This is a genomic window from Psychrobacter submarinus, assembly GCF_904846685.1.
Taxonomy (GTDB): domain Bacteria; phylum Pseudomonadota; class Gammaproteobacteria; order Pseudomonadales; family Moraxellaceae; genus Psychrobacter; species Psychrobacter submarinus.
In genome coordinates, this window is the sequence record NZ_CAJHBQ010000001.1 from 1,169,909 (window position 1) to 1,187,846 (window position 17,938).

Annotated in this window: 18 protein-coding genes, 1 tRNA gene and 1 pseudogene; 10 read left to right on the forward strand and 10 right to left on the reverse strand. The window is 45.4% G+C overall.

The window, feature by feature from the left end:
* Positions 1 to 7 precede the first annotated feature (7 nt).
* The 4 genes from JMY03_RS05230 to JMY03_RS05245 form a co-directional block, all read right to left on the reverse strand.
* Positions 8 to 334, reverse strand: coding sequence for a hypothetical protein (locus JMY03_RS05230; RefSeq protein WP_227675490.1), 327 nt, complete (start codon positions 332 to 334; stop codon positions 8 to 10).
* Positions 335 to 507: 173 nt separating this feature from the next.
* Positions 508 to 2,601, reverse strand: coding sequence for a glycine--tRNA ligase subunit beta (gene glyS, locus JMY03_RS05235; protein ID WP_201601670.1), 2,094 nt, complete (start codon positions 2,599 to 2,601; stop codon positions 508 to 510).
* A 9-nt stretch (positions 2,602 to 2,610) separates the two neighbouring features.
* Entirely contained in the window at positions 2,611 to 3,615 is a 1,005-nt protein-coding gene (gene glyQ, locus JMY03_RS05240; protein ID WP_025644706.1) for a glycine--tRNA ligase subunit alpha, read from the reverse strand.
* A 739-nt stretch (positions 3,616 to 4,354) separates the two neighbouring features.
* Positions 4,355 to 4,567, reverse strand: coding sequence for a PspC domain-containing protein (locus tag JMY03_RS05245; protein ID WP_201601673.1), 213 nt, complete (start codon positions 4,565 to 4,567; stop codon positions 4,355 to 4,357).
* A gap of 383 nt (positions 4,568 to 4,950) precedes the next feature.
* Between JMY03_RS05245 and nadR the strand changes: the two genes are divergently transcribed.
* The 4 genes from nadR to JMY03_RS05265 all read left to right on the forward strand — a co-directional run bounded on the left by nadR (position 4,951) and on the right by JMY03_RS05265 (position 9,467).
* Positions 4,951 to 6,000: a multifunctional transcriptional regulator/nicotinamide-nucleotide adenylyltransferase/ribosylnicotinamide kinase NadR gene (gene nadR, locus JMY03_RS05250; RefSeq protein WP_307833137.1), complete on the forward strand. Its 1,050-nt coding sequence runs from the start codon at positions 4,951 to 4,953 to the stop codon at positions 5,998 to 6,000.
* 116 nt (positions 6,001 to 6,116) lie between these two features.
* Positions 6,117 to 6,863, forward strand: a complete 747-nt coding sequence (pnuC, locus tag JMY03_RS05255) for a nicotinamide riboside transporter PnuC (protein WP_025644712.1) — start codon at positions 6,117 to 6,119, stop codon at positions 6,861 to 6,863.
* A gap of 132 nt (positions 6,864 to 6,995) precedes the next feature.
* Positions 6,996 to 7,448, forward strand: coding sequence for an Mpo1 family 2-hydroxy fatty acid dioxygenase (locus JMY03_RS05260; protein ID WP_201601675.1), 453 nt, complete (start codon positions 6,996 to 6,998; stop codon positions 7,446 to 7,448).
* A gap of 483 nt (positions 7,449 to 7,931) precedes the next feature.
* Positions 7,932 to 9,467: a class I SAM-dependent methyltransferase gene (locus JMY03_RS05265; RefSeq protein ID WP_201601677.1), complete on the forward strand. Its 1,536-nt coding sequence runs from the start codon at positions 7,932 to 7,934 to the stop codon at positions 9,465 to 9,467.
* 111 nt (positions 9,468 to 9,578) lie between these two features.
* On the opposite strand, the gene JMY03_RS05270 is transcribed toward JMY03_RS05265, so the two are convergent.
* Positions 9,579 to 9,653: transfer RNA gene (locus tag JMY03_RS05270), tRNA-Gly, on the reverse strand.
* Positions 9,654 to 10,069: 416 nt separating this feature from the next.
* On the opposite strand from JMY03_RS05270, the gene JMY03_RS05275 reads away from it, so the two are divergent.
* The 4 genes from JMY03_RS05275 to JMY03_RS05290 all read left to right on the forward strand — a co-directional run bounded on the left by JMY03_RS05275 (position 10,070) and on the right by JMY03_RS05290 (position 12,318).
* On the forward strand, positions 10,070 to 10,882 hold the full coding sequence (locus JMY03_RS05275; protein ID WP_201601679.1) for a M48 family metallopeptidase: 813 nt from the start codon (positions 10,070 to 10,072) through the stop codon (positions 10,880 to 10,882).
* A gap of 215 nt (positions 10,883 to 11,097) precedes the next feature.
* Positions 11,098 to 11,427 (forward strand): BolA family protein, encoded by a 330-nt coding sequence (locus JMY03_RS05280; RefSeq protein WP_201559381.1) that lies wholly within the window; start codon positions 11,098 to 11,100, stop codon positions 11,425 to 11,427.
* A 69-nt stretch (positions 11,428 to 11,496) separates the two neighbouring features.
* Positions 11,497 to 11,856: a SirB2 family protein gene (locus JMY03_RS05285; RefSeq protein ID WP_201601681.1), complete on the forward strand. Its 360-nt coding sequence runs from the start codon at positions 11,497 to 11,499 to the stop codon at positions 11,854 to 11,856.
* Positions 11,857 to 11,916: 60 nt separating this feature from the next.
* Complete coding sequence (locus JMY03_RS05290) at positions 11,917 to 12,318, forward strand: hypothetical protein (RefSeq protein ID WP_201601683.1); 402 nt, start codon at positions 11,917 to 11,919, stop codon at positions 12,316 to 12,318.
* Between the two features lie 427 nt (positions 12,319 to 12,745).
* On the opposite strand, the gene trxC is transcribed toward JMY03_RS05290, so the two are convergent.
* The 4 genes from trxC to JMY03_RS05310 all read right to left on the reverse strand — a co-directional run bounded on the left by trxC (position 12,746) and on the right by JMY03_RS05310 (position 15,103).
* Positions 12,746 to 13,183 carry a thioredoxin TrxC gene (gene trxC / locus JMY03_RS05295; RefSeq protein WP_201601686.1) on the reverse strand — a complete coding sequence of 146 codons (438 nt, stop codon included), beginning with the start codon at positions 13,181 to 13,183 and terminating at the stop codon, positions 12,746 to 12,748.
* 101 nt (positions 13,184 to 13,284) lie between these two features.
* Entirely contained in the window at positions 13,285 to 13,905 is a 621-nt protein-coding gene (locus tag JMY03_RS05300) for a class I SAM-dependent methyltransferase (RefSeq protein ID WP_201601689.1), read from the reverse strand.
* Between the two features lie 110 nt (positions 13,906 to 14,015).
* Positions 14,016 to 14,198 (reverse strand): YgaP family membrane protein, encoded by a 183-nt coding sequence (locus JMY03_RS05305; RefSeq protein ID WP_201601691.1) that lies wholly within the window; start codon positions 14,196 to 14,198, stop codon positions 14,016 to 14,018.
* 38 nt (positions 14,199 to 14,236) lie between these two features.
* A complete protein-coding gene (locus JMY03_RS05310) occupies positions 14,237 to 15,103 on the reverse strand; it encodes an MBL fold metallo-hydrolase (RefSeq protein ID WP_201601693.1) in 867 nt (288 codons plus the stop codon).
* 240 nt (positions 15,104 to 15,343) lie between these two features.
* On the opposite strand from JMY03_RS05310, the gene JMY03_RS05315 reads away from it, so the two are divergent.
* A complete protein-coding gene (locus tag JMY03_RS05315; RefSeq protein ID WP_390879919.1) occupies positions 15,344 to 15,715 on the forward strand; it encodes an ArsR/SmtB family transcription factor in 372 nt (123 codons plus the stop codon).
* Between the two features lie 89 nt (positions 15,716 to 15,804).
* Complete coding sequence (locus JMY03_RS05320; protein WP_201601695.1) at positions 15,805 to 17,514, forward strand: SulP family inorganic anion transporter; 1,710 nt, start codon at positions 15,805 to 15,807, stop codon at positions 17,512 to 17,514.
* Positions 17,515 to 17,550: 36 nt separating this feature from the next.
* On the opposite strand, the pseudogene JMY03_RS05325 reads toward JMY03_RS05320, so the two are convergent.
* Positions 17,551 to 17,934 (reverse strand): annotated as a pseudogene (locus JMY03_RS05325) (transposase family protein); the annotation flags it as partial.
* Positions 17,935 to 17,938 lie beyond the last annotated feature (4 nt).

Sequence of the window (17,938 nt, forward strand, 5' to 3'; positions counted from 1 at the left end):
GACACACCTAGGAGTGAGCCTTATAGGTTTTACCAGCATGAAAGTCGGCCTGATGTTCGTAATTACAAAAAAACAGCGCTTGGTTTTTTGTCGTTCCTGTATCCGCTGTATCCGCTACTACTTCATCCGTAGCTAGCATCGCGTCGCTATGAGGCTGCGTTTCGAGCACGCCGCGATACTCAGCGAGACTATGGCCACAAAAGTTGCAGGTGCGCGGTGTGGTGACATCGCCTTCTTTTGGCATCATGCTTTTAGGCGGGCGCGGATACATGACTTTATAAAACAGCCACATACAGATCCAGATGATAAGAATAGTAGTAATAACAGCAAACACGGCAAGGCTCCTTTGAGTGGCAGTCAATACTCTGAGTATATTAGAGCATATTACATTGTCACCTTTAGATTTTACGATAAGTGACGCGCTTAGCATAGCAGGCGCTCATAAAAAAACTGGCTCAATAAAGCCAGTTTTTGATTTATATCAATTTATAAGTAAAACGTTAGCTTCTAGAGTTGCAGCTCACTGATATCAGCAACTGTTAAGAATAGTGCGCGGACTTGCTTTAATAGTGCTAAGCGATTGGCTTTTAATGCGGCATCTTCGCTATTGACCATAACGCTATCAAAGAACTGCGTGAGTGGCTCATCTAAGCTGGTTAAAGTTTGCAGTACTTGCGTATAGTCCGCTTGCTCTAATAAGGGCGCAACTTGCTGCTGTGCTTGCTGCACTTTTGCGTATAGCGCTTGTTCAGCGGCTTCCGTTAATAGGGATTCATTAACACTATCAGCGACTGCGCCTTCTGACTTAGCGATGATATTCGCCACACGCTTATTAGAATCCGCTAGCATCGACGCTTGCGCTAGCTTACTAAAAGACTGCACTGCGCGGATACGCTGATCAAAATCAAGCGGCATGTGCGGGTTGATCGCTTGTACGGCTTGAATGGTGTCGACGCTGACGCCTTTCTCGGTGTACATGGCGCGATAACGCGAATTGAGGAACGCCATCACTTGGGTAAAGGTATCGCCCATCTTCGCAATTTTACTGCCTGACTCATTACTGTAGCCTTTAATCGCTTGTTCCACCAGCGCCACTAAGTTAATAGGCAGCTGCTTTTCGATTAAAATGCGCAAAATACCAATAGCCGAACGGCGTAAGCTAAACGGATCTTTTGAACCTGTCGGCGCTTGATCAATAGCAAAGATACCCACTAAGGTATCTAAGCGATCGGCTAGCGCTAAGCAAATACCGATCGGCGTCTGCGGCAGAATATCACCGCTAAACTTAGGCAGATACTGCTCTTCAATACTGGCAGCGACGGCTTCAGGTTCATCATTTAGACGCGCATAATAAGTGCCGGCGATGCCCTGCAATTCTGGATATTCACCGACTAAGGAGCTGGTCAAGTCCGCTTTGGCAAGCATGGCGGCGCGTACCGTCTCATCGAGATCAATACTCTGCCCTTGCTGTTGGAGTAGCCCAGCGATAAATCCAGCAAGCTTAGCGATACGCTCAGACTTCTCCCAAATCGTCCCCAGCTGATCTTGGAACACGCGCGTCTTTAAGCTCTCAGTCATCGCAAATAATGGCTGCTTTTGATCCTGCAAAAAGAAAAACTCTGCATCGGCCAGACGCGGGCGCACGACTTTCTCGTTACCTTCGACGATTTGATTAGGGTCTTTAGACTCAATATTGGTAATAAAAATAAAATACGGCTGCAACTTACCGTCTTTGTCGGTCAGACAAAAGTACTTCTGGTCCGCTTGCATGGTGGAGATAAGCGCCTCTTGCGGTACTTGCAAGAATCTTGGCTCAAAGCTTGCTCTTAACGCAATCGGTAAGTCAACTAAAGCTGTCACTTCGTCTAACAGCTCTGCTGGCACAATCGCATCGGCATTGACTTGATCAGCTAAAGTTTTGACCTGATTGTTAATCATCATCCGGCGCTTATCAAAATCAGCGATCACTTTTAAGCGCTCAAGCAGCGACTCATAGTTATCAGCATGATCGAGCTCATGGTAGTCTGGGCTATGAAAGCGATGACCACGCGTTTTTGCACCGCTTTGATGACCTTGAATGGTCGCATCGATGACTTGATCATCTTGCATCAACACCACCCACTGCACCGGCCGCACAAACTCTTCTCGGCCGCTACCGGAGCGCATACGCTTAGCAATCGGCAGATTATCGAGCGCCGTTTGAAAGATATCAGGTAACAACTCAGTCGTCGCTTGACCGTGAATGGTTTGCTCATAGCCGACGTAATCGCCTTTATCAGTATTGATAGTCGTCAGCTCACTGGTCTCTATGCCTAAGCCCTTGGCAAAGCCCATAGCCGCGCGGGTGGGATTGCCCTCATCATCAAAAGCTGCCTTAATAGCTGGGCCGCGCTTTTGCTCAGTACGATCAGGCTGGCTTTGTGCTATACCCTGAATCTGAATCGCCAAACGGCGCGGGGCGGCAAAGGCTTTAATACTATTAAAACTGATATCAGCCTCTTTTAGTTGCTCGATAACGCTAGCTTGCAGGGCATCGCGTAGCGGTTTTAGGCTCTTGGGCGGCAGCTCTTCACACCCCAGTTCAAATAAAATGGTACTCATGGGATGCTCCTATTTCTTAGTGTCAGTATTTGTGCGGTTATTATCACTACTAGGCTGATTTTCAGCGGAGTCTTCAGTAGACTCTGTCACGTCTTCTTTTGGCAGATATTTATCAATAGCAGCTTGACGATGCTCCGCGTCTGCTAACGGGAACCCTAACTTGGCTCTTGCTTCGACATACCCAAAGGCTACTTTACGCGCCAGCGTTCGCACGCGCAAAATAAAGCGCTGACGCTCAGTGACCGAAATCGCGCCGCGAGCATCGAGCAAGTTAAAAGCATGCGAGGCTTTGAGCACCATCTCATAAGCGGGCAACGGTAGGCCTGCATCGACTAATTTATCCGCTTGCTCTTCATAAAAGTCAAAGAACTCACTCATCTTCGGCACATCAGCGTGCTCGAAGTTATAAGTCGACTGCTCCACCTCGTTTTGATGAAACACATCGCCATAAGTCACGCGGCCAAATTCGCCATCTGCCCAAACCAAGTCATAGACGCTATCGACGCCTTGCACATACATAGCTAGGCGCTCAAGACCGTAGGTAATCTCACCGGTGACTGGGAAGCACTCGATACCACCGACTTGCTGGAAGTAGGTGAACTGAGTGACCTCCATACCGTTAAGCCAAATCTCCCACCCCAGGCCCCACGCGCCAAGCGTTGGCGACTCCCAGTTGTCTTCTACAAAGCGAATATCATGCACTAAAGGATCGATACCGATGGCACGTAAAGAGTCTAAATATAGCTCTTGTATATTGGGCGGATTGGGCTTGAGCACCACTTGAAACTGATAATAATGCTGCAAGCGATTGGGGTTATCGCCGTAGCGGCCATCGGTCGGACGGCGCGAAGGCTGTACGTAAGCCGCATTCCAGCGCTCAGGGCCTAACGAGCGCAAAAAAGTCGCGGTATGAAAAGTCCCTGCCCCGACTTCCATATCATAAGGCTGCAATACCACGCAGCCTTTGGATGCCCAAAAGTTTTGTAGGGTCAAGATCAAATCTTGAAAACTCATCGGTTTAGAGTCTTTGCGGGAGTTGTCATTATTAGAAATATTATCTTGGGAGGTCATAAAAAAATCACTATGAAATAAGTAGGATTAGGGCGAGCCTACCTAAAAACAGTTAAGCTTTGCTAGCTTGTTCGGCTACGCCTCTATTAACCTGCTTACCTTACTAAAAAATGGCCATTTTATCCATATATACAGTAACTATATTTATAGTATTACCTATAGCATCATATGTAATATCTACGCTGGCTAGGCGTCGCGTATTAAAGTTCAACCGATGATGACAGGTATAGTCAATTCTAAATAAAGTAGAGAGATAGTTTTTAGGCGCGGAACGGGTATGAATTTTACTGGCGTGCTGTGCCTATGCAGACAGAGGCTGCATAACTAATAGTTAAACAAAAGCATCCCAATACCGCTATATCGTTTTTACAATGAACTCACTACATCAGTGCATAAATCAGCAGCGCATAAATCAGCGAAAGCAGCACAACAAAAAAATACCCAAATGCGTAAGCATCTGGGCAGGAGGAAAAGTGTGATACCGGTATCCTGTTGTGTCAGGCTTTTTGTTTTTTATGAGCCACTATCGCTACTCTATTTTTATTATTATAGGTTTAGCGTTACTGTTTATTTCGACTGCATTACTTTTAGAACTGTGGTACTTGTTTAACCCAAATACTTTTAAATTTGATATTTTTAACTTTAGTAACTTTAAAATGGGTACTTCTTTCACTACATCTAACTACTGATAGGACTGATGAGTTGCTTTTGGCATAACAATCCATAATATGATGTAAATCAAAATCCCTGGGACTGCTGCACTAAGTGAAGAGATAATAACAAACAACACTCTTACCCAAGTCGGTGACCATCCTAAATACTGAGCGATACCGCCCATGACACCTGCAATCATTTTATTGTTTCGCGAACGATGCAGTTTAACTAACTTACTCAAAGTTTGTACTCCTTATCGAGCGATTTAACTTGTAAATAAGTATAGCAAGTATTCGCTATTTATCTGTTGATGCTTTAAGCGTGCTTTGTGACTTTATGATAATCAAAGTTGCCGTAATCTGTCATAAAGCGCGGTAACTGCCTGATTTTAAATAGTTATTTCAAAATGTTTCAAAAAAGGCCATGTTACTGGTTCTTTTCTCTGAGTTTACTGAGATGCTTATTTGCGACGATTATTATTCATTTCAACAACTTGCCTGCTTTCGCTACTCATTTTTCAAACTTTTACAATAACTCACCTGTATCTACGTCCAAAGCTTTATACCATGCTATTAATTTAACGCACAAACAGCGCGGTTTATATGATGAAGTTAGGTAGGAGATATGGTGATTGATTCCGGTTTAATGATTGGGCATTTTCAGCCACTACATTTAGGACAAATGCGCAGTATCTTAGCAGCAGCAGGACAAGTCAAAAGCCTTTATATCGTTATCACTTCCCATCCGGCGCCGCATCCAGATTTTGATATTACCTTAAAGGACAAAGCGCGCTGGCTACAGATGGCTTGTGCGGACTTGCCCTTTATTCATCTGCATATCTCTGAGGAGATTGCGCTGCCTATCCATGATGATTTTAGCGATGTTGCTATCGATGTCACTGAAACTCAGGCCAAACTCACTCATATCGCCCATGAGTTAGAGCTACCTGATGATACCGCATTATTTGTCGCAGAGAATCATCCTATCGCGCAAGAGGCGGTCAAGTCTCAACTGAGCATGCCGGTCTTAACGACACCGCTACAGTCAGAGTTTGACTCGTATGCCATCGCAAGCCACCCTATCGCAAATTGGGCCGCGATTCATCCAGTAGCGCGTGCCAACTATACCAAGACTGTCGCTATCGTCGGCGGTGAGAGCTCAGGCAAAACCACTTTGGTACATAAGCTTGCCAATTACTACGGCGCAAGCTTTGCGCTAGAGATGGGTAGACTCTATGTCGTGACTGACCTGGGTGGTAGTGAGCTTGGTCTGCAATATAGCGATTACGGCCCTATCGCGCTTGATCATGCCGAGGCTATTCGCCAAGCTAAGATCAATGCGACCGCGCCGGTGACTATCGTTGATACTGACTTTGTGACTACGCAAGCGTTCTGTGAAGAGTATGAAGGCCGTACTCATCCTTTCGTTGACGCTTGTATTAATGAGTTTCGGTTAGACTATACGGTGATGCTCGATAATAATACACCTTGGGTCGATGACGGTATGCGCTCGCTAGGTAGCGCGGAAGCTCGCGGCCGCTTCGAGCAGCTTCTTTTAGACATCTTTGCTCGCCATAATATTGAGCCGCACCTTATCGACGCGCCAAATTACGATACTCGTTATCATGAAGCTGTGGCATTTATCGATAAGTATATCTACGGCAAAGCTTTGTAGAATAGACGAGATAACAGCAGCGCTATTTATAACGTCACAACCCTATAGCTCTACGACTCTAACAAGCCTCATAAACGATTTAATAACTAACCTCAGACCTAAAGGACAACCACTCTATGCGCATTCAGTTACTGGACAACATCACTGGCAAATGGTCGTTACAATGGATCATTATCTGGTTTATCTCAGGAGTCTTAGCGCTGAGTGCGGGATTTTGGCTCACCACTGAGCACAGCACTTTGGACTGGTTTTATTTAGCGGTGTCTTTTATTGGTCTGATCTGCGTGGTGTCGTTATCCTTTCGCAAAAACGTCGCAGGCAACGGTTTTGGTATGGCGGCGACCGCTGGTGAAGTGGTGGTACAAGGTACGGCCGGCTCCGTTGGTCTGATGCTCGCGCCGCTATTTAACTTTTTCACCCACCTTTACGGTCTGTTTTATTGGTCAAAGAATACCGATGCTGACGGCGATATGATACCCAAATCCGCCAATAAGTGGGTTTGGCTGATTACCATTACCTTTATGATCATCGGCTTAGCGCTTTTCCCCACGGTGAACGCGCTACTCGCCAGCTACGGCTATGCCGTCGTCGAAAATGACAGTAGTTTATTTTTAGGGTTTATCTCCTTTTTTTGGATAAACGTCATCGCTTTTATTCTCTCTATCACCGCCCAAGCAGCGATGATATTACGCTACTCGTTTAACTGGTGGTTGTGGATTATCTCCAACTTCGTATGGCTCACAGTCAATCTGATGTCAGGCAATTATATCTTTGCGATTCAAACGATGGTCTATCAAGTCAACTCTTTTGTCGGGCTTTACGAGTGGTATCGCAGCGAACAAGACGCCGCTAAAGCGTCATAATAACGGTTAAAGCAAGCGGTTATGACGCGAGGGTCTACGCGATAAAGTGGTAGAGCACTATAAATAATGCTACAACTAAAGATATCGCAGCTCTTTAATTCTACTCATCAAATGACTAACAAGGAGGTTAGGATGTCTCGTACTCAAAAACGTTTATCGAAACGCTCGCTTGAGCAGTGGCTTAGCGAATATTCGGTCAGTCACCAAAACTTAATCAATAAAAAAATCCACTGGATGGCAGTGCCGACTATTTTTGTCAGTATCTTAGGCATGGGTATGTCGCTATCGGTTTGGATTACCTTAGTGCTTAGCGCCTTAGTGCTGCTATTTTATATGCAGCTCTCAACGCCATTATTTTTAGCGATGGGTATCTTTATCTTGATTTGCTTATCAGTAATGGCAGCACTACCTATCGGTTTTAAGGTCTGGGCTAGTATCTTCGTGGTTGCTTGGATCGGTCAGTTTGTCGGTCATAAAATCGAAGGCAAAAAACCCTCTTTTTTTGAAGATTTGCAGTTCTTATTAATTGGCCCAGCTTGGGTAGTCAATAGCTTGATGGGCGGCAAAAATAAACAAACGGCTTAGAGTAACTACTGTAGTCAATACTCTTTAAAAATGTATGGCGCTGCTGGGTGAAATATAAGATCTGATAAAGTTTTATTTATTTAACTCAGAGTTTGCACGCCGCCGCCGGTGACGATAGCGGTCTTGCCGGACAGGTCAAACAGCTCATCAAAGCTTTTTTCTTTAAATTCTGGCATAAAAAGCTCCTATTTTAATTATGATTTATTATTAGGTAGGCTTGTATTAACGACTATCTTAAGTCTGTAGGTCGAAAACTTATATTGCAGATATCGCTTTAAAAGTTACTCATTTATTATGCCGTACTAACCTCAAGTAGATAGGGCAAGTTGGCTGACTTTTGTAACCTTATTGTGTTGCAGCGTAGCCTCTTAGCTTTGTGCAGCTGCGCTATATTAGATTTGTACCTTAGGATTTGTGGCAGTAGGATGAGAAGCATTGAATTTTAGGCGTTCCATAAATTCACCGATAAGACAAGGATGTACAATGGCAAACTGGTCAGAAGGTTATATCAGCGATATCAACTATACTTATGGTTATTACTCAGAGCTCAATCCACATAATGTAAAAATCCCGTTTTTGATGGCAGGACTAGATGCACCTAAGTTCACCACGGCTTGTGAGCTGGGCTTCGGTCAAGGTATGTCTATCAATGCTCACGCTGCAGCCTCAGATATCAAATGGTATGGCACCGACTTCAACCCCTCACAAGCCAGTTTTGCAAAGGAGCTATCAAGTATCTCAGGTAGCGACGCGCAGCTGTTTGACCAGTCTTTTAGCGAGTTTTGCAACCGTGAGGACTTGCCCGATTTTGATTTTATCGGCCTGCATGGTATTTGGTCATGGGTCTCTAACGAGAACCGCGACATTATCGCTGACTTTATTCGCCGCAAACTCAAAGTAGGCGGTGTCCTCTATATCAGCTACAACACTTTGCCAGGGTGGTCAGCGGCTTCTCCCATTCGCCATATGCTCACCGAGCACGATCACATGCACGGTAGCCGCGGCCAAGGTATGGGAAAACGTGTCGAAGCTTCCATCAAATTCACTCAAGAGCTGTTGACGCTTTGTCAGCCACTCGTCCAGCAAGTGCCTTCTATACCCAAACGCTTAGAAGACATCGGTCAGCAAAACCCCAATTACTTGGCTCACGAATACTTTAACCGCGATTGGCAGCCGATGTATTTCTCTGAGATGGCAGATTGGTTGTCTCCAACGAAGACTAGCTTTGCTTGTTCCGCCAATTTTTTGGAGGACTATAAGCCTAGTAGTTACAATAGCGAGCAGCTCAACTTTATAGAAAGCTTAGACGATCCTATGTTCGCCCAAAGCGTCAAAGACTATATGCACAATAAGCAGTTTCGCCGCGACTATTGGGTAAAAGGCGCGCGTAAAGTGTCTACGGCCAAACTAGAACAAACGTGGCATCAATTGCGCTTTATGATGATCAGTAGCGCCGAAGACATCAAATACGAAGTGAGTGGCGCAGCTGGTAATATCAATCTACGTGAAGACATCTACAAGCAGATCATCACCTTACTAGCTGACTATCAAATTCACTCAGTAGCGTCGCTACAGCAGCAGCTACCGGAGGACTTTCAGCAAAGCTGGCTGTTTGAGTCTTTGGCAATTTTGTACAGTCAAGGCGCTATTGTATTGCTACAAGATGACGAGACTATTGATAAAGTGCGAGCGCGCTGCAATAAGCTCAACGCTTATGTCATGCAGCAAAGCTTAGTCAGCCCCGAGCTCAATGCCTTAGTCAGTCCGTTGACGGGTAGTGCACTGACTTATGGCCGCTTCCCTTTGATATTCTTGCACGCTTACACAAAAGGTAAGAAGACACGGGAGCAATGGGTTGATTATGCTTGGCAAGCGCTGAAAAAAAACGGTCAGCTGCTGCTCAAAGACGGTAACACTCTAAGAGAAGAAAAAGACAATATTGCGGAGTTAAATCGCATGGTTGAGGACTTTGAAAACCATACGTTACCGCTTGCTAAGCGCTTGCAAATCGTTGCTTGACGCTCGATACCAATGATTGACGGGCGTAAAACACAGACAAAAAAAACCCTCACTATTATATAAATAGTGAGGGTTTTTGCTATGTCTTGTATAAAAGACAGTAGCCATATTTGGAGCGGGATAAGAGATTCGAACTCTCGACCCCAACCTTGGCAAGGTTATGCTCTACCACTGAGCTAATCCCGCATAAATCAAAGCGTATCGTTAATAAATATTAATGACTACGTCTCGATAGGATGGCTATTTTAGCAACTATTTTGCCGGTGTCAATATATTTTTTTAAATTTTGCTTGTTTTAATTACGTTTGGCACCGCTAAACTGCCGAATATTCGGTTATCTCTTTGATAATTTAGCGATTATTTATTAACGCATCTTTTAAGTTTAGCTGGGATCTTTTTATAACCTTTAGGCTCTATCCAGCTATCACCTATTACTTATGACAGAGATGTACTTACATTTGCATGTAGTAATGTTACTTTTACTGCACTAGTCTTGTGACAGTAGGCTTATTATACTATGGCATACCTTAGAGTAGATTTGCGAGACTTTAACTTTGTATTATTTTAATAAGTATTAATTATTAACAGCGAGGATGTTTATTATGAAAAAATTGCTCACTACGTCACTGATGGCGGCTTCATTATCGACACTTGGACTGGCTGGCTGTACGAGCACTACCAATACAGGCGCTGTCGGCGTCGATCGTCAGCAGCTATTACTGGTCTCTGATGAAGAGGTGCTACAACTCTCTGCCAAAAGCTACAATCAAGTGCTACAAAAAGCGCGCCAAGAGCGGGTATTAGATACTAATCCAGCGCAGCTACAACGCCTAAAAAGAATTGCTAATCGCTTAGTCGGTCAAGTTAGTGTTTATCGTCCTGATGCTGCTCAGTGGAACTGGGAGGTTCATACCATTAAGTCACAGCAGCTCAACGCTTCGGTATTACCAGGCGGTAAAATCCTGTTTTATTCTGGCATTATCGATCGCTTGAACCTAACTGATGATGAGATTGCTGCCATTATGGGTCATGAGATATCACACGCGCTACGTGAGCATTCTCGTGAACGTATTTCTCGCGAATATGCCACGCAGACTGGTATTGGCCTTGCAGCAAGTGTCTTTGGTCTCTCGCAAGGTCAAGCGCAGCTAGCAGGTCTTGCCGGTGATCTTGGTTTGAGCCGTCCGCATAGCCGCACCCAAGAGTCTGAGGCCGACCAAATCGGACTTGAGCTAATGGCACGTGCTGGCTACAACCCGCAAGCGGCTATCACCTTATGGCAAAAAATGCAGCGCGCTAGTCAAGGTGAGCCACCTCAGTTTTTGAGTACTCACCCGGCAAGCAGTACACGTATCTCACAAATGCAGGCATTAATGCCTAAAGTGATGCCACTGTATCAAAAAACGCGCCGTTAGTGGTTAATACGAACAGTCTTAACAACAGGGCTTGGATACATTCATGCCCTGTTTTTTTGTGACTGCTGTTTCTGTTATAAAAAGCAGTCTCATAAAAGAGCAGTATCATAATAGTTTGACAAAGAGCGCGTTTAGCACTTGTAAGCTTTGCTCTGGTATAATGCTTCCATCTATTTTTATCAAATCAGCACAGTGTTGACTATTGAAGGACTGTTATGACGACTACCGCCCCTACTGCTATCGCCCTTGAAGACAAGCTGCAAGAGTTACAGCCGCAATATCTAGACTTAGTCAATGAGTCAATGAATCATGCTGGTTACTTTGACGGTAAAGAGAGTCACTTCAAGCTAACGCTAGTTAGTGAAGCCTTTGCAGGCAAGCGTTTGGTTGCGCGCCATCAGCTTGTCTATCAGCTGGTAGATCCACTGCTAACCTCGCAAGGCGGTACTGTGCATGCGCTTGCGATCCACGCTTACACCCCTACTGAGTGGCAACAGCAAACCCAAAGCCCTGAGAGCCCGCTATGTGCAGGACAAAATAAATAAGCGCTGTCACTGCGCTAGATTCGCTTAGACTGACTAGTGCTGAGCTTACTCTACAAGGAATAAGATTCAATGAAACATCTACACATGCTATTAGTATTTATATTGATTGGGCTATTTATTTACCAGAGCGTTTTGGTGTTAAGCGCTAATCGCCGCGCGCCGCGTCCGGTTAAGATTGCCAATCACATATTATATGCCTTAGTGATAGTCACAGGGGCTTGGATGCTGATGCAATTGATGAGTGTGAACGCGCCTGTACAGTGGGTATTTGCCAAAATTATACTGTTAGTCGCCGCAATCAGTGCTAGCGCCAAAGCTTTCAACGTCAATGCTGCGCCAACTCAAAGTAAAGTCGGTATTCTTATCGCCGGCGTCGCTTATATAGGGATTGTCATCTTGGCGTATGCGAAACCTGCAAACTTATTTTAATATCATAAGCTCGCTATATTTGCTATCTTAAATACCTCCTACTGGTTCAACGGAGTTTTTATGAAAACCTTTACCGCAGCAGCATTACTTGCCACCGCTGGCATCTTTACGCTTTCGGGCTGTGCAACCAGTGGCAATCTCACCCCGCAGTATGTGCCGCCAAGCACTTATCAAAGCTACGACTGTCAAGCGCTCGCTCAAGAGTACAATCGCGTTGAGCGCTATGTCAATGCGACGCAAAAGCAGCAATCGAGCCTGTCGGCATCAGGAGTCGGCGTCGGCATCTCTGCTGGACGCTGGGGTATCTCGCCTAATATTAGCTTTGGCGTGGGTCGAAGTAACGATAGTAAAGCGCGTGATGCGAAGCTATCGCGTCTATACGGTGAAGCCGACGCTATCATTCAAACGGCACGTATAAAACGCTGTAGCTTTGCCAATGGTATTAAGATTTATGGAGAGTAAGCTTTATTTGATGTCTATTTTGACTTATAGATAATTAAGGCGTGTTGAACATTCGACCATGGCACTGACAGAGACTATTTTTTAGGCGATTTGCAGATAAAAATGGTAAGTTTAGTCGTTCTAAGCGTCTATTTTTATCAATAAAGCGGCAAAAAATAGTCCTGTCCCTGTTGTTGTCGTGAGGGCTGATGCTAAAATCGCCCTAGTCGTTGCGACTGTTTAAATAAAATCAGCTAACCAATGCAATAAGCATTATCTGCAATTTTAACGACGACTAGAACACAGCTTTGATTAACTAGTAGCGATCAGCAGTGCGTATTTGTGAATGTTCAACACGCCCTAATGACTCTTTTAGCAAAAAGCCAATACGCTATCCACGTATTGGCTTTTTATGTGGTTTTGAATGTATTGAGTATTAAGTTAAGCGCTATCCTTGCAAGCTTTGCACCCACTGCACAATCTGATCTCTAGGCAGCGCTCCTGACTGGCGAGCGACTTCTTTCCCGCCTCTAAACGCCACCATCGTCGGTAGACTGCGAATGTTATAAGCCGCCGCTGCTTGCTCGTACTTGTCCGTTTGCAGCTTAGCAAACACCACTTGCGGCAGTTGCCCTGCCGCCTCTTTAAACTGCGGTGCCATCATCAAGCACGGCTGACACCAACTTGCCCAAAAGTCGATCACCGTCAACACTTCATTCTTTTGAATGACTTTATTTACCGTTTGCGCAGTTAGCTCCTGCGGGCTTGCAGTCAGTAAAGACTTGGCGCATTTACCACAGTTGGGCGCTGCGCTAAGACGATCGTTTGGCAGACGATTGGTCGCTTGGCAATTGGGGCAAACGATATGTAAACTCTCAGTACTCATAACTTAGTCCTTCTTTATTAATTTTCTTTTATTAGTTTTATATCTTGCAAATGAAAAAACTTAGCTCAAATTATTATTCTAATATTTGTACAAATTTCCTTCTATAGCTTTTTCTTAGCCGAGCCGCTATAGACATAACTCATAGGCTTGGGTCCGGGTAAGTATTCCTCATTTAACTCCTCAAGAGTAAAACCGCCCGCTGTAATCAGTGCAGCAATATCACGGTCTAAATGACAGCCACCCGCCATAGGCTTCCATAGCGGTGTCAGACGGCGCTGCCAACGCTTGACGCTCGCATCAGGTGCAAGACCATGCTCACAAAATAGCAGCCGACCTTCAGGTTTGAGTAGCCGCGCCATCTCTGTTAGCGCCGGTATCGGATCATCAATGCTACAAAGCGTAAAAGTCATGACGATAGTATCAAAACGCGCGCGCTCTGCATCAATGCCATAGATATCCGCGGCGATAGTCTCGACAGGAATATCAATCTGCTTCGCCCGTTTATATGCCAACGTCTGCATTTGCGCCGCGGGATCAATTCCAATAATAGAAGTCACTTTACTGGCGTCATAAAATTCTAAATTAAGACCGCTACCGATGCCAATCTCTAGCACTTCCCCTATCGCTTGTGGCACAATGTTGGCGCGTGCCTTCATCACTTGACCCGTACCGCACGCCATATCGATCATCTTGGGTAATACATACTGCTGATAGATATTCATAGATTTTTCCTTATATGAGGGTTATCAACAATCATATAATTATAATCTATACCTTTACCATTACTGTATGGTTGATAGCTTATGAATACCGCAGATGAATAAGACTATAACTATGCCTTACAAGTATTGATGCCCAGCAAGGAATAGAGCACGCAAGAACGGAATAAACCGGTAAGCAGGGGTATCAAACCAATAACGCCCCATAAGCTTTGGTAATAAAACCCTAACGCAATAATGACTACACCTGCGATGATACGTATCGTTCTATCGGTACGACCCACATTGATTTTCATAACTTACTCCTTAAGATAATAAAATAGATATGACGACGCTATAGCGAATTGATAGGTACTTTTAGATAGCGAACGCCATTGGCCTCAGGTTCCGGAAACCGCCCGGCGTCAATATTGACCTGTACTGACGGAATAATTAACCTTGGCATGGCAAGGGTGGCATCACGGCGCTCACGCATCTGCACAAACTCCGCTTCATTGATACCGTCTTTAACATGAATATTAGCAAGCTTTTGCGCAGCTACGGTGGTACTAGGACAATGCTGGCGGCCTTGACTAGGATAGTCATGACACAGATAAATTACCGTATCCTCGGGTAGCGACAGCAGCTTTTGGATAGAGTGATACAGCGTCTTGGCATCGCCGCCTGGGAAATCACAACGAGCCGTGCCCACGTCTGGGGCGAAGATAGTATCACCGACAAACACCACGCTCTTTTCATTATCCGTAGCCACATAAGCCATATCTGCAGGTGTGTGCCCTGGTACATGCATCACGGTAATGGCAATATCACCCAAAGTCAGAACCGTCGCTTCATCGGTCAAGATATCGAACTGGCTGGCATCGGTGCGAAAGCTCGTATCGAAGTTATAGACTTGCTTAAATATCTTTTGTACTTCAGTGATATATTTACCGATAACCAACTGGCCGCCAAGCTCATCTTTGACATGAATGGCCGCTGACATATGATCAGCATGCGCATGAGTCTCGATAATATAGACCAGCTGCCAGTTCTGCTCGCGTACAAACTCAAGCACTTCATCGATGCTATCTGTGCTGGTCCTCCCCGACTTGGGATCAAAGTCCAATACCGGATCGATAATAGCGCAGAGCTGCTGCGCGCTATCTGCTAAGACATGAGTATAAGTTTCGGTATCTTGATGTAAAAAAGAATGTACTTGCATGCTTACCTCGTTTATTGATGATTCGTTAAAAGCTGATTGTTTATTATTTTTATAACGCTTAGCTCTATACCGGTAATATAACATCTATACTACTATTTATAAATTTATATAATGTAATTTATGATAATATAGTTTATTATAAAGTGTCTTAGCTGATTAATGTTAGAATATAGATAATCAATCTTTGATAATGGCTCAATTTATATCAATAAGATAATCGTGATATCCCAAGGAGATTACTTGACTACTTTTACCTTAGATAAGAGGTCATCGACCCATACAGCGGACGATACCACGCAGGATTTGGCAGCGATTGACTTAGCCAAACAAATGCGGCAGTCTTCACAGCAAGCCAGCCAGCTACTCAAGTCGCTATCGCACCCCGATCGCTTATTGCTGCTATGCCAGTTGACCCAAGGCGAGTACTGCGTAAGCGAGCTTGAGACGTTGGTCGGTGTCGGTCAACCAAGCCTATCGCAGCAGCTTGGCATCTTGCGTAAAGACGAGCTAGTGGCGACGCGCCGCGAAGGTAAGCAGATTTACTACCGTATCGCCAGCGACGATGCTCTGGCAGTACTGCAGCTGCTATATGAGCGCTTTTGTGCCAAATAGCTTTGAGAGTATGAATGAACGCTAAGCTCTTTGTCGCTCCCATTTGCCACTGTATAAGCAACACTGTATTAGGATAATGGCGTACTGATATGGCCTCTATTGCCACTCGTCTCATACCCGCTTGGCTGCGTCACTATTCGTTTGCCGCCCTGCCTGCTGATGTGATTGCCGGACTGGTAGTCGGCATATTGGTTATTCCGCAGAGCTTAGGTTATGCGGTGCTCGCCGGCCTGCCCCCTGTGTATGGTCTGTACGCGGCTATCGTGCCCGTTATCGTCTACGCGTGGATCGGCTCGAGCAATGTACAAGCGGTCGGCCCGGTGGCGATCACTGCGATTATGACCGCGAGCGCTTTGAGCACTTATGGTGATCAAGGGGCGGAGCAATATGTGCTTATGGCAAGCCTGCTCGCCCTCATGGTAGGCGCGTTATTATGGATCGCAGGCAGGCTTAAGCTTGGCTGGATTATGCAGTTTATTAGCCGCGGGGTCTCCGCAGGCTTCATCAGCGGCGCAGCAGTACTCATCTTTGTCAGTCAGCTCAAATACCTCACCGCCATCCCAGTCACTGGTAATAGCTTGATCGGCTACTTGTCAAGCATACAGCAGTTCGCGCAGCAGCTACACCCGCTAACATTATTGATCGGTGTCATCTCCTTTGTATTACTAGTCGCCAACCGTTATGGCGGCAAGTGGCTTTGGCGCTCTTGGCTCTCGGCTAGGCAGGCGAAATGGGCGGAGCGCTTGTTTCCGCTTATTTTATTAATAGTTGCTATTATCTTGAGTGTCATCGGTCACTGGTCCGCACATAACGTCGCCACTATCGGTAGCATCCCGCATGGCCTGCCAAGCTTAACGCTACCGCATCTGCCAGACTGGCGTGAAGCGGCTAATCTGTTACCAACCGCAGGACTGATGGCGCTGATTGTCTTCGTCTCTAGTAGCTCAGTGGCCAGTACCTATGCCCGACTGCGCGATGAGCGCTTCGATGCCAATCGCGAGCTGACCGGCTTGGGACTGGCGAATATTGCAGGTGGCCTGTTTCAGAGCTTTGCGGTAGCTGGCGGCTTTTCGCGCACAGCTATCAATGCCGACTCAGGCGCTAGGACGCAACTGGCAAGCTTTGTCACCGTAGCCGTTATGGTCGCAGCTTTGCTATTTTTTGGTGATGTGCTGGCGCCATTGCCTTATGCGATTCTTGGCGCTATCATCATGGCCTCTATTATCGGGCTAATAGATATCGCAACCTTAAAATCGGCTTGGCAGCGCGATCGCTTAGATGCCGCGAGCTTTATCGCCGCTTTTGCAGGGGTGTTGATATTTGGTCTTAATACCGGTCTAGTCATCGGCCTAATGGTGTCTTTTGCTAGTCTAATTTGGCAGTCGAGTCATCCGCACGTGGCTATCGTTGGGCAATTGGCGGAGACTGGACACTTTCGCAATATTCATCGTCATAGCGTCGTCACTTATGAGCATCTATTGATGATACGTATCGATGAGAGTTTATTCTTTGGTAACACCGACTCTATCCATCGCCGCATTCTGCAAGCGACCAAGGACTATAGCGACGCCCGTGAGATTATCCTGATTATGTCGGCGGTCAATCATATTGACCTTACCGCGCAAGAGATGCTGATTACCTTAAATAGAGAGCTTGCCGCTGATGATAAGCATCTGCATTTTAGCTTTATCAAAGGGCCTGTAATGGATAATATTGAGCATACGCCACTGATTACTGAGCTGTCAGGGCAAGTGTTTTTGAGTACCAATGCGGCGGTAAACGCGCTAAAAGATCTGTAATCATTCAGTTTTTTAGTAACAGACCTCTTGCAAAAGTCATAGGTTAAGCTCGGAATTAATGATACCAGCAAACAGCTTCATTCTAAGATCATAGCGCTGACGACGGTTGCGATATTTATGAGCCACGATTTTAAACAACTTGATTAAGCCTATTTTGTGCTCAACCACAATACGGAACTTTGCCAGATAGTGATTGGCCTGTTTGCATATCTCCAGTAACTGACCACCACGTGGCTTTTTAAAAGGGGTGAAGGTTTGCTTATGTAGCTTTGCTATACCTTGATAGCCACTATCTGCTAGTAATTTAGCATTGTCAGGAAGCCAATCAGGACAAGTATCTTTATAGAGCTTAAAATCGTGGATTGACCCTTTGCAGGTTTGCACATCAAGTATCAAGCCGGTTTGCCAATGGACGATAACCTGC